Below are 12,133 nucleotides of genomic sequence, written 5' to 3'. Positions count from 1 at the left end.
GAGGCTAAGTCAACGGTTGTTTACGTCACACGAGCGGACCGTTACCCTGGTGACGGACCGAGAGGAAGCCATGACGACAAGTACGTCCGGGCCGCGGCGCCGGGACGCGGCCGGCACCCGGCGGCTCCTGCTCGACGCCGCACAGCACCGCTTCGCCCGCAACGGGTACACCGCCACCACCGTCCGCGACATCGCCGACGACGCCGGGGTCAACGTCGCGCTGATCAGCCGCTACTTCACCTCGAAGGAAGGGCTGTTCGAGGCGTGCCTGCTCGGAGCAGTCGACGAGCTGGGCCGGACCGTCACCGAGGACGTCACGCTCGACCAGGTGCCGCACACCATCGCCGCGCAGCTCGCCGGCCCGCACACCGGGCAGTTCCCGAACCGGCTCCTGCTGCTCCTGCGCTCGTCCGGTGACGAACGTGCCGACCGGATCCGGCTCGACATCCTGCAGTCGTTCTCCGAGCGCCTGGCGGCCGCCGCCGGTCTGCGCGCCGGGGACCCCGACCGCGAGGAACTCGTCCTGCGGGCACAGGTCACGCTGGCCGCCAGCTTCGGCATCGCCCTGCTGCGCGCGTCGACGGCCCTCGAACCCCTGTCGTCGGCCGGCCGCGACGACCTCCTCGGACCTTTGCAGGATCTTGTGGGCGGCCTCCTGCGCCGCCCTTAGGCTGGAAGCATGCGCCTGGCTCACCTCACCGACCTGCACTTCGGCGCCGAGGTGCCGGAGGTCGTGGCCGCACTCCGGGACGACCTGGCCGGCCGGGACCTCGACCACGTGCTGGTCAGCGGCGACCTGACGATGCGGGCGCGGGCCGGGCAGTTCCGGGCCGCCCGGGAGCTGCTGGAGTCGATCGGGCACCCGTGGACGAGTGTGCCCGGCAACCACGACCTGCCCCTGTTCCGCGTGCTGACGAGGGCTTTCCGGCCACTGTCCGCGTACCGGAAAGGGGTCGGACGCCGGGCCGAACCGGAGCTCGGGAGCGGGGGCCTGCAGGTGCTGGGGTTGAGCTCGCCGAAGCGGTACCTGTCGAGGAACGGGCGGATCGACGCGGCGCAGGTGGCCCGGATCGGCACGGCTTTCACCGGGCCGGCCGGGCTGCGGGTGCTGATGCTGCACCACCCGGTCTTCCGGCCTGCGCAGCGACCGGGCCAGCCTCTGGTGCGCGGTGCGGAGCAGGCACTGCGCGCCGCGGCCCGCGCGGGTGTCGACGTGATCCTGTGCGGACACGACCATGTGCAGGCGCAGGCGGACCTGGCGCTGACCTGGCCGGGCCTCGGGCGGCACATGATCGCCGTGGCGAGCGGGACGGCGTGCTCCCGCCGGACCCGGGCCGGTGAGAGCCAGTCCTACACCCTGCTGGAGCTCACCGGCGACACCCTGTCGGTGCACGTCAGACATTGGAACGACGGTCGTTTCGAGACGCTCTCGGAGACCACCTGGCAGCGGGGAGCGGACGGCTGGCTGCCCGCCCGCGCGGCCTGCCGGTCCTGACCGGAGGCAGTCACGACTGCCTCCGGCCCCGGGATCAGCAGGCCGGTCCGTGCAGGAAGTTGTTCAGCACGAAGTCGGCCGGGCCGACCTGGAAATAGCCCGCACCCTGTCGGATCGGGTGCCCGGTGAAGAGCTCCACCCGCGAACCTTTCCGGACCAGGTACGCCGGCTCGCCGTCGGTGTTGTGGATCAGGGCACCACGGCGGCCGTAGATGCCCTCCAGCTCGGTCCAGGTCATACCGACCGAGGCACCGGCCGGTGACCGGGGCGGCACGGTCGCGGTGCCGACCTCGGCCAGCCGCCCGTCACGGAACGCCAGCAGGATCACGCCGGCCCAGTCACCGGTCGCGCCCGCGTTCACGATCGGGCAACCGGGCCGCTCGTCGACCCAGCTCACCAGCCCGGCCGCGGCCAGGGACTGCCGGCTCGCCCCGATCCGGTACGGGCCGGCGCCCTGAACGCTCAGGACCTCGGTGGTGCCGGCCGGGGCCGCAGCGGTCGCCGTGGCCGGCGCCGCGGAGGTGCCGAGCGTGGCCAGGGCCAGCGCTCCGGCGGCGAGAAAACGGAACAACATCGGACGACGCATGGTGGTTCTCCTTCTTGTCGGGAGCCTTCACCTTGTTCGTCCCGCCGCGGCCGGGTTTTGTTCAGCCGCGATCGCCGTCTTCTCCGGCCCGGTCGTTGAGGCGTGAATGACGGCGGCTGTAGGTCAGGTAGACGATCAGGCCGAGCACGAACCAGACGGCGAACCGCAGCCAGGTCACCGGGGTCAGGAACGTGATCAGCCAGATGGAGAAGACCACACCGAGCGCCGGGATCACCGGCATGCCGGGCAGCCGGAACGTGCGCGGCAGCTCCGGCCGCCGGTACCGCAGCACGATCACCGCGACACAGACGACGACGAAGGCCAGCAGGATGCCGATGTTGGTCAGCTCGGCGGCCTCGCGGATCGGCAGGAAACCCGCGATCACCGCGGAGGCGCCACCGGCGATCCAGGTCACGCGGCTCGGCACCCGCCGGACCGGGTGCAGCTTGGCGAACCAGGTCGGCAGCAGACCGTCGCGGCTCATGGCGTACCAGACCCGGGTCACGCCGAGCATGAAGGTGAACATCACGGTGAGGATGCCGATGATCGCGCCGATCGCGATGACGTCGGCCAGCCCGGACAGCCCGACGGCCGCGAACGCCGAGGAGAAGCCGCTCTCCGGGTCGATCTCCCGGTAGTCCTGCATGCCGGTCAGGACCAGGGTCGCCAGCACGTAGAGCACCATCGAGACGGCCAGCGAGTAGATGATCGCCTTGGGCAGGTGCCGCTTGGCGTCCTTGGACTCCTCGGCAGCCGTGCTCATCGCGTCGTAGCCGAACACCGCGAAGAACACCGTGGCGGCGCCCGTGATCGCGCCGCCCCAGCCGAACGGGAAGAACGGCTGGTAGTTCTCACTGCGGACGTGGAAGAAGCCCACCACGACGACCAGCAGAACCACCGCGATCTTGATGACGACCACGACCGTCTCGGTCCGGGCCGCGGCCCGGATCCCGCGGTTGAGCAGGTACGCGATGAGCAGGCACAGAATCACCGCGAAGAGGTCCACGACGTGCCCGTCACCGGTGCCGGGCGCGCCCAGCATCCACTTCGGCAGGTCGACACCGATGTCGGCCATCAGGAACGAGAAGTAGCCCGAGATGCCGATCGCCACCACCGCCACGATGGCGATGTACTCCAGCAGCAGGTCCCAGCCGATGAACCAGCCGACGATCTCCCCCAGCACCACGTAGCCGTACGTGTAGGCCGAGCCCGCCTTGGGGATCATCCCGGCGAACTCCGCGTAGGACAGCGCCGCGGCGGCACTGGCGATGCCGGCGATGAGGAACGAGAACAGCACCGCCGGACCGGCTGTCTCGTTGGCCACCGCTCCGGCGAGCGCGAAGATGCCGGCGCCGATGATGCCGCCGATGCCGATGGCGGTCAGCTGCCACAGCCCGAGCGATCGGGAGAGGTCGGTGTCCCGCTCGTCGGCGATGTCGTCGATCGGCTTGCGCCGGAACATCCCCGAACCGCGGCCGAACCGTTCCGGTGTCGATGTCATGTAATCGGAGTACCACGCCGGCCGCGTTCGCGCATCCATCAATGTCGATATTCGTGGTGGACGGGCACGCACGCATCGGCGGGCGGCGATAGAGTGCGGTCGCCAATCTGTTCACGACCTCTGCGGGGAGAGGCCATGTTCCGCATTCTCAAAGCTGCCCTGGTGACGGCCGTCGTCGGCCTGAGCACCTGCCTGGTCACGGCCGCACCGGCCGCCGCGGCCGGCGTCCAGACCATCTACATGAACGCCGCCGGGTCCGACACCCAGACCGGCGGCACTCCCGGTACGGCGGTGAAGACGCTCGCCCGGGTGCAGCAGCTCGTCGCGGCCGGACCGCTCGACCAGGACGTCGAGGTCCGGGTCCACGCCGGGACCTACATCGCCCAGGGCATCGTCTGGACGACGTACCGGCCCGGGCACACCATCTCGTTCATGCCGGACGACTACGAGTACGGCGAGGGCCTCGACGGCATCGCCGCCCTGCCCGTCTTCCAGAACGCCCGGGCCAGCCAGTCCAACCGGTACATCACCGGGCCCTGGTTCTTCGCCTGCCCCGGCGGCCCCGGGCAGCCGCTGGAGGACGGCGGCGTCTCCGGCCTGCGGTTCTACTACCTCAAGGTCACCTACTACGCCAACGCCGGCATCTCGCTGGACGGCTCCGGGGGCAGCACCTGCGGCGGCAAGTACGCCGCCACCTCCGGCCCCGGCCAGCCGTCCGCCCGCGGCCTCGACGGCAACACGATCTTCGGTGTCCGGTTCAACAACATCGGCAACCTCTACACCGGCGGCACCTGCGCCGACCCGGACTTCACCCGCTGCGGTTACGGCGGCATCGTCCTGACCGAGTCGTCGGGCAACCGCATCGCCAACAACCAGTTCGTCAACCTGCGCAACTCCGAGCTCAGCTACATCCACGCGATCTACGTGACGCACAAGAGCTCGCACAACCAGTTCACCGCGAACCAGGTCACGAACGTCAGCAGCGACCCGGTGAAGATCCGCGACGCCAGCAACTACAACTCGTTCGAGAACAACATCTTCGGCGCCAACGGCTTCGTCCGCTCGTCGACCCCGCCGGCCGTGCACTACCTCGACGAGGTCAGCACGACCGAGGGTGAGTGCTCGTCGTTCCACAACCGGTTCGCGTACAACGACCTGGGCACCTACCTCGTCGGCAGCACCGAGAACCTCCCGGTCTGGTACCTCAGCCCCGGTGGCGCCACCTGGCCGGGCAGCACCGGTTGCCCCGCCCTCCCGGCCGGCGAAACCCGCCTGATCACCGCCGGCAACACGTACTGAGTCCTCGGATCGATCAGCGCGTCCGGCTCGGCGCTCCGCCGGGCCGGACGCGGGCAACACCTGTCAGGTCAGGGCGCGATCAGGGCCTCGATCCGCTCCAGCTCGGGGTCACGCAGGCCGACCGTGTCAGTGGTCCAGAACGCCTCGGGATAGATCAGCCGGCCGACCATCCACGGCTGGTACGACGACAGCAGCGCCACCTGGAACCCCGGGTCCGGTATGCGCGTCGAGGGCCGGTCGAACCCCAGGGCTGAGGCGCGCCTGAACCCGCGGCGTCCGTAGTATTCCGGGCTGCCCTCGAGGAAAACGGCCGGCGTGCCACGATCTTCGGAGGCCTCCAGCGCCGCCGCGACCAGCGCGGTGCCGACGCCGCGGCCCTGAAGGTCGGGACGTACCGACAGCGGGGAGAGCACCACCACCTCGACGAGCTCCCGCCGGGCATCCACCCAGGCGCGGGAAAGACCGACGTGCCCGGCCGGCTCCCCCTCCGCCACGGCGACCAGGCTCGCCCGAGCTGCTCCCCCGGCCCGCAGAGCCCGCATCATCTGCACCACACGCCCGTCCGGCGCCTCGCCGAACGCCGCCGCGACGACCGCCTCGGCAGCCCCCTCCTCGGCCGGCAAAACCTCACGGATCTCCATGGCGCGACCGTAGTGTCACCGGCCGACCGGCGCACCGGGTTTTCCTTGCACTCTCGATCGAAGTCTGTCTATTGACAGCCCGACCTTCGATGGCGACGCTGTGAACGGTAACAACAGCGCTGGGAGTGTCGCGTGAAGATCTTCGCCGTGGTCGGGATGGTTGTCGCCCTGGTGGCCGGCTTGGCGCCGCCGGCAGCCGCGCAGTTTGTCGTGGTCGGCAATCCGGTGGTGCGGCAGCGGGCCGACACGGCCATCTACAAGCACACCGACGGCTACTACTACATGACGGCGTCGGTGCCGGACTACAAGCGGGTCGAACTGCGGCGATCCGCCACCGTGCAAGGGCTGGCGACCGCGCCGACGGTCAACGCGTTCACGGCGCCGTCCAGTGGTTCTCTGAGCGGGTGGATCTGGGCGCCGGACATCCGGTTCTACGACGGCGCCTGGTACCTGTACTTCTCGGCGTCGCCCGGGTCGGCGGTCTTCGACCAGCGGCTCTACTGGATCCGGAACACCTGCGCCGACCCGACGACCTGCGCGTGGAGTGCTCCGCAGCGGTTCACCACCGGGTGGGAGTCGTTCCAGCTCGATCCGGCGTCGTTCGTCAATCGTGGGGTGCGCTACTTCGTGTGGGCGCAGGACAGCCCGAACACCAACTACAACAGCCACATGTACATCGCCCGGATGAACGGCGCGACGGGGATCAGCGGGACGGTCACCGAGATCGCGCGACCCACGTACGCGTGGGAGATGGAAGGTGTCGCCGGTGTTGTCGAGGGTCCGTCGCCGCTCATCAGGAACGGACGGGTCTACATCGCTTACTCGGCGTCGGCGACCGACTCCCGCTACAAGCTCGGCCTGTTGTCCTCGTGGGACGACGCCGACCTGCTCGACCCGGCCTCCTGGTACAAGCACCCGGACCCGGTCTTCCGGACGGCGAATGGCGTCTACGGGCCCGGGCACGGCAGTTTCACCGTCGCCGAGGACAACACGACGGACCTGCTCGTCTACCACGCCCGGGACTACGCCACGCCGACACCGGACGCGCTGACGGATCCGAACAGGCACACGCGTGTCCAGCAGCTCTACTGGCGGGAGAACGGTGACCCGTTCTTCGGGCAGCCGATCCCCAGCACGGTCCGGGCGCCCGGCATCCGCGGGCAGCACAGCTCCAAGTGCGTGGACAACTACAACTTCGACACCACACCCGGCGCCCTCGTACGCCTGTGGGACTGCAGCGGCAACACGGCGCAAGAGTTCGAGTTCACCTACCGGGGTGCGAGCGGCTACGAGATCCGTAACCGCAACACCGGCACCTGCCTCGACGACCTCGGCCACAACACCGCCGCGAACGCCGACGTCGGCCTCTACCCGTGCAACGGCTCGACCGCCCAGCAGTGGACGATCCAGGACCGCGGCAACGGCTGGTTCTCCCTGCGCAACCTCGCCGGGAACATGTGCCTCGACAACGACGGCTGGAACACCGCGAACGGCGCCCGCCTCTCGCTCTACCCCTGCACCGGCGTCGGCGCCCAGCTCTGGCGCCGGGGGTAGGAGTGCGATCATCGGTGGCATGACGAGGCCGGTGGTGGGTGTGGGGTTGATCGTGGTCGACGCGGAGGGGCGGGTGCTGCTCGGTCGCCGCATCAAGGCGGGTGAGGACCCGTCGTGGTGTCTGCCCGGCGGTCACGTCGAGGCCGGTGAGACGATCGAGCAGGCCGCGGCCCGCGAGGCCGAGGAAGAGGCCGGGATCGACGGTACGAAGCCAGAGGTGTTCGCGATCGGGGTGCAGACGACGGGCAGCGGTGTGACCGCCGGGGCCGTCGCCACCTGGCCGGGTACGCCGCCGGAGGTCCGCGAGCCGGACGTTCTGGAGTCCTGGGGCTGGTACGACCCCGCCGCGCTGCCCGAGCCGCTCTATCCGCCCTCGGCGATGAGCCTGGCCACCTGGCGCGGCCTTCCGCCACCGGCGGGCTGGCGCGTCTATCCGGTTGCTGCCTCGTGACGCTGCCGCTCGAGCTGGTCACCGATCCGGCCGGGGCCGAGTTCCGCAGCCTGCTCAATCGGCTCGGCCGCCGGGGCGCGATCCGGGTGGCCCGGGCGGACCTCGGCACGCTGGCGGACTACCTCGACCAGCGCTTCGGGCTGCCCCCGGCGGGCACCGTCGAGGAGCGGCTGAGTGCGGCGATCCAGGTGATGGCCGACCGCGAGGAGATCCAGGCGCGGTACCTCAGCAATCACGATCATCTCGCCACGTACTGCGAGCGGGCCGGGATCACCTACGAGCGGATCTGGTTCGACGGCGAGCGGTGGCTGCTGTCGCATCGCTGCGTTCCGTTGTTCCGGTCCGTCGAACCCAACGGCTTCCTGCGGACGCTGACGGCTGTCCTGCCCCGGCTCGGGTCCCGCAGCGAGGACTTCCGGCTCGTCGAGAGCTTCTCCGACCCGGCCACCGCACACCCCGACGACATCTACACCGCGTACGGGCACACGGTGTGGCAGGCGTACGAGGACTTCGGGCCGGTGGCGGATCTGCTCGAGGCCCGTTTCGGGCTGCCGCACCGCGAGCACGTCGACGACCGGGCCGCGACGATCCTCACCGGTCTGGCCGAGCGGGGTGAGCTCGGCCCGGACCTGCCGCCCGGCGCGAACGGCCGGCGGTTCGCGGACTGGTGCCGGGAGGCCGGCGCCCGGCCCCGCCTCGACGGGCGGACGCGCACACACGTGCTCCGCACCGGTGAACCGGTCCTGGAGGTGGCGTTCTGGCCGCACTTCGGCCCGAGCCCGTTCGTCCGCTTCACCGAGGCGTACCGCACCGGCGACCTGCGCCACGGCGGCACCCAGTATCACGTCGATGCGCCCCTCGACGACCTTCCGCGCCTGGTCGAGGAGTTCGAACGCCGCCTCGGGCTGGAACCGGCGACCGGGCGGGCCGACGACCGGTTCATCGCTTGCCTCGAGGTGCTCGTCGCGCGGATCGGACTCCTTTCCCGGCAGGGCAGTCGCGCCCTGGTGGCGGAGTGGATCACCGCCTCCGGGGTCACCCCGACCGTGACGGGGTTCGCCCGGACCGAGCAGCTGGTGCACGTCCACCGCTCGTCGACGGACTGCATCTACGAGCTGGTGCTGACCATGGACGCCACCGCGGAGATCACCTTCGCCGAGAAGTACGAGTACCTGCCGCAGGCCGGTGACGCCGGACGGGAGTACAGCTACGGCGTCCGGACGCCGTACGCGTCGCTGGCCGCGCTGGTCGCGTACCTGGGCGGGGGTGCGGGTGAGGAGGGCCTGACCCGGGGTTTCCGGGCGCTCGTCGCGGACGGGACGCTGACCGCCGAGCTCGGGCTGGAGGAGGCGCGCGACCGGGTGGCGGAGGTGTTCCGGCGGGCCGGTGTGCCCGCCGAGCTCACCGACTCGCACTGGATCAACAGCGACTGACGGACTCCGCGATGGTGTACTCGTCGACGGCGGGCCGGGCCAGGAAGCGGATCAGCACCAGCCAGGACAGCACGACGGTCGCGCCGGAGGCGATGATCGCCCAGCGGATGCCGTAGGCCGAGGCGATCGCGCCGGACCCCAGAGCGCCCACCGGCAGCGCACCCCAGCACACCACGCGGTGCACGCCCAGGACCCGGCCGAGCATCTCCGTGGGCACCTTGGACTGCCGCAGCGAGGACGCGTGCACACGGAAGACGCTGATCGTGATGCCGAAGGCGATGAACATCGCGAAGGTCACCACACGGTCGGGAAACAGTCCGATGAGGACAAAGCAGGTGCCGTTGACGGGCGCTGTCCAGAGGATCGCCGTCCGCCGCGCCCGGGCGGTCACCACCCGCTCGGCCAGCAGCCCGCCGGCGAACGATCCGATGGCACCGACCGCGATGAGCAGGCCGTAACCCGCCGGCCCGAGGCCGAGATGGTTGCGGGCGAAGAGCACCAGCACCGCCTCGAGGCCGCCCGAGCCGAGGTTGATGCAGGTCGTCAGCACGGTGATGGACCGGATCAGCGGCGACCGCAGGAACCAGCGGACACCGTCCTTCAGCTGTTGCGAGACAGGCTCCGGGACGACCGTCTCCCTCGGCTTGCCCTTGAGCCGGGCCATCGACTTGACCGCCATCGAGCCGAGCAGGGCCGCCGAGGCGAGGAGCGTGACGGTGTCGACGGCGACCGGCAGGCTCGCGGCGACCGCGAACAGCACACCGCCCAGCGCCGGACCGGCGAACTCCAGCACCACGGCCTCGGTCGAGACGAGCCGGCTGTTCGCCCACTGGAGACGGTCGGCCGGCACGAGCTCCGGCAGGACCGCCTGGCTCGCCATGTCGTAACCGACCTCGCAGGTACCCATGACAAAGGCGATCACCGCGAGCTCGGCGACGGTGAGCCGCCCGGTGACCACTCCGACCGCGGCCGCGGTGCCGGCGGCAGCCCGGACCAGCTGCAGCACCACCATCAGCGGCAGGCGCGGCACCCGGTCGACCAGGACACCGGCGTGCAGGCCGAACAGGAGCCAGGGCACGGTGGCGGCCGCCGAGACGACCGCCACCAGGCCCGGATCCGTGGTCAGCGACACCGCCAGCAGGGGGAAGGCGGTCAGTCTGATCCCGTCACCGAGATAGGAGACGAACACCGACGCCCAGTAGCAGTGGAACAGGCCGGAACCCCGTGTCGCTGCCACGGGCGTGTCATCGGCCGGCGGTGGCCGGCCGGGACAGTGCGGTGAGAGCGGCGGCGGAATCCCAGCCGTGCGAGATCAGGACCGCCAGGATCCCCGTGATCTGCGGTGCGGCGAACGACGTGCCGGTCCAGGCCGCCCACGGGCTGTGCTGCTCGACCAGCGCCACACCGGTGTCCCGGACGCCCGTGGTGAGGTCGCTGACGATGCCGTCGGCCGCCACCGTGCAGTCCACCCACCAGCCGTGGTTCGAGTACGCCGACGGCGTACCCACGGCGAGCACCGACTTGAACGCCGCCGGGAACGCCGGTGTGCTGCTCGCGGTGTTGCCGGCCGCGGCCACCACGATCGTGCCGGGGTGACGGTCCTTCAGCTCCCGCACCGCCGCGTCGAGACCGATCGGCACGGGCTCGCCGGCCGGGCCGAGCGCGACGAAGGAGAGGTTGACGAGCTGCGGCGCCTCGGCCTCGGCCGCCAGGGCGAAGAGCGCGGCGGCGGCGGTGAACTCGGTGCCGGTGCCGGTGTCGTCCAGCACCTCGATCGTCGTGATCGCGGCGGCCGGTGCGACCTGACGCACGATTCCCGCCACGAACGTGCCGTGACCGGCGGCTCCGGGAAGCACACCGTCGACCGGCCGGCCGGGGCCGCTGTCCAGCACCGCGACACGGACACCCGCTCCGGCCGTACTCCCCGCCGGGCCGGCCGGCCGCAGCGCGGTCGGGCTCGGGGCGGTGGCACCGCGGCCCTTGCCCACGGCCGCGGCCACCGGGCTCGGCGCGGCAGCACCACGGCCCTTGCTGACGGCGGCCGCCACGATCACGTGGTTGGGCGCGGCGACCAGGCCGAGCACGCGCAGGTCGGCGCAGGTGCCCGCGACGTCGGCCGACGGGTGACGCCACAGGGCGACGGAGCCGGCCTCGGCCACCAGGTCGAACCCGCGGGCTGTCAGGATCCCGGCCGCGGTGTCGCGGGCGGGACCGGTGACCAGAAGCTCCCCGGCCACGGTTGCGGTCTGCGGAGCATCCGAGGCGGTCAGAGCGGCCGATTGCCGCGTCGCCGCGGCCTGGTCGAATCGCAGGGCGGTCATCATTTCGACATCGATATGAAACGTCATCTGCTGTTCCTATCCGTGGCTTTCGACAGATTTCTGCGGAGAACCGGATGCAGGCAAACGCAGGTGGAGAAAGGCGTGGGCGCGGCGGTACCACCAGCGGAAACGCCTGAGAGCGCAAATGATCCCCGTTGAGCATCGGCGCAAAGGAACGATGCGTGTAGAGCCACGGGCCTCGACGTGAAGGAGGCATTATCGTGGACCCGACAAGCATGCTCGCGTGCCCCATTGCTGTCAAGAACGGATCCGGTGTGAACAGTCGCAGGAAATTCGCATACAACTTTTACGCCGGCGCGGCCGTCTAAGGCTCATGAAGAAATCGGACGCCGACTACGTGGCGTACGTCCAGGGGCGGTTACCCGCCCTGAGACGCCTGGCGTACCACCTCGCCGGGGACTCCCATCACGCCGACGACCTGGTCCAGGAGACGATCGCCAAGCTGTACGCGGTCTGGGGCCGGATCAGCGGGTCGGACGGGCTCGACGCGTACACCCGCACGATGCTGGTCCGCGCGTTCCTCGACGAGAAGCGCCGGGGCTGGTGGCGGGTGCGCCTCTTCGACGCCGTACCGGAAAGTGCGGGGCAACCGCCGCCCGGCGTCGAGGAGCGGCTGCTGCTGGTGGCCGCGTTGAAGCGGGTGCCCCCGAAGCAGCAGGCCACACTGGTGCTGCGGTTCCTGCACGACCTGCCGATCGCGGAGGTCGCCACGATCCTCGGCTGCTCCGAGGGCACGGTGAAGAGTCAGACGACCCACGGCCTGGCGACGCTGCGGCGCCTGCTGACCAAGTGGTCGTCCCCGTCCGCGACTGCCGTCCGATGAGGAGGGAC

General features: G+C 70.6%; 12 protein-coding genes. 7 read left to right on the top strand and 5 right to left on the bottom strand.

The window, feature by feature from the left end; all coding sequences use genetic code 11:
- Positions 1-70 precede the first annotated feature (70 nt).
- Both AFR_RS16560 and AFR_RS16555 read left to right on the top strand, forming a co-directional pair.
- A complete protein-coding gene (locus AFR_RS16560; protein WP_023361652.1) occupies positions 71-670 on the top strand; it encodes a TetR/AcrR family transcriptional regulator in 600 nt (199 codons plus the stop codon).
- Positions 671-679: 9 nt separating this feature from the next.
- Positions 680-1,495, top strand: coding sequence for a metallophosphoesterase family protein (locus AFR_RS16555; RefSeq protein ID WP_023361651.1), 816 nt, complete (start codon positions 680-682; stop codon positions 1,493-1,495).
- 34 nt (positions 1,496-1,529) lie between these two features.
- Here AFR_RS16555 and AFR_RS16550 read toward each other — a convergent pair whose 3' ends face one another.
- Together AFR_RS16550 and AFR_RS16545 are read right to left on the bottom strand one after the other, a co-directional pair.
- Positions 1,530-2,081, bottom strand: a complete 552-nt coding sequence (locus AFR_RS16550; RefSeq protein WP_041840917.1) for a hypothetical protein — start codon at positions 2,079-2,081, stop codon at positions 1,530-1,532.
- A 61-nt stretch (positions 2,082-2,142) separates the two neighbouring features.
- Entirely contained in the window at positions 2,143-3,582 is a 1,440-nt protein-coding gene (locus tag AFR_RS16545) for an amino acid permease (protein ID WP_041840916.1), read from the bottom strand.
- Between the two features lie 135 nt (positions 3,583-3,717).
- On the opposite strand from AFR_RS16545, the gene AFR_RS16540 reads away from it, so the two are divergent.
- The gene (locus AFR_RS16540; RefSeq protein WP_023361648.1) at positions 3,718-4,881 is read left to right on the top strand and encodes a right-handed parallel beta-helix repeat-containing protein; all 1,164 of its coding nucleotides are present in this window, start codon (positions 3,718-3,720) and stop codon (positions 4,879-4,881) included.
- A 68-nt stretch (positions 4,882-4,949) separates the two neighbouring features.
- Here the strand turns inward: AFR_RS16540 and AFR_RS16535 are convergent, their stop codons facing one another.
- Complete coding sequence (locus AFR_RS16535) at positions 4,950-5,522, bottom strand: GNAT family N-acetyltransferase (RefSeq protein ID WP_023361647.1); 573 nt, start codon at positions 5,520-5,522, stop codon at positions 4,950-4,952.
- A gap of 132 nt (positions 5,523-5,654) precedes the next feature.
- On the opposite strand from AFR_RS16535, the gene AFR_RS16530 reads away from it, so the two are divergent.
- Genes AFR_RS16530 through AFR_RS16520 form a run of 3 tightly spaced genes read left to right on the top strand, consistent with a single transcriptional unit; the run spans position 5,655 to position 8,960 of the window.
- A complete protein-coding gene (locus AFR_RS16530) occupies positions 5,655-7,076 on the top strand; it encodes a family 43 glycosylhydrolase (RefSeq protein ID WP_023361646.1) in 1,422 nt (473 codons plus the stop codon).
- Between the two features lie 19 nt (positions 7,077-7,095).
- Positions 7,096-7,527: an NUDIX domain-containing protein gene (locus tag AFR_RS16525; protein WP_052359401.1), complete on the top strand. Its 432-nt coding sequence runs from the start codon at positions 7,096-7,098 to the stop codon at positions 7,525-7,527.
- Entirely contained in the window at positions 7,524-8,960 is a 1,437-nt protein-coding gene (locus tag AFR_RS16520) for a hypothetical protein (protein ID WP_023361644.1), read from the top strand. The genes AFR_RS16525 and AFR_RS16520 overlap by 4 nt, the downstream gene beginning before the upstream one ends.
- Here AFR_RS16520 and AFR_RS16515 read toward each other — a convergent pair.
- A complete protein-coding gene (locus tag AFR_RS16515) occupies positions 8,947-10,197 on the bottom strand; it encodes an MFS transporter (RefSeq protein ID WP_023361643.1) in 1,251 nt (416 codons plus the stop codon). The genes AFR_RS16520 and AFR_RS16515 overlap by 14 nt on opposite strands.
- Before the next feature lie 7 nt (positions 10,198-10,204).
- Entirely contained in the window at positions 10,205-11,308 is a 1,104-nt protein-coding gene (locus AFR_RS43685; RefSeq protein WP_084298055.1) for a S8 family serine peptidase, read from the bottom strand.
- A 307-nt stretch (positions 11,309-11,615) separates the two neighbouring features.
- Between AFR_RS43685 and AFR_RS16505 the strand changes: the two genes are divergently transcribed.
- Positions 11,616-12,125, top strand: a complete 510-nt coding sequence (locus AFR_RS16505; protein ID WP_023361641.1) for a SigE family RNA polymerase sigma factor — start codon at positions 11,616-11,618, stop codon at positions 12,123-12,125.
- The last annotated feature ends 8 nt before the right edge of the window (positions 12,126-12,133 follow it).

The organism is Amorphoplanes friuliensis DSM 7358 (genome assembly GCF_000494755.1).
GTDB lineage: Bacteria > Actinomycetota > Actinomycetes > Mycobacteriales > Micromonosporaceae > Actinoplanes > Actinoplanes friuliensis.
Note: the sequence above shows the minus strand (reverse complement) of the source record. Positions and strands in the feature narration are given on the sequence as shown.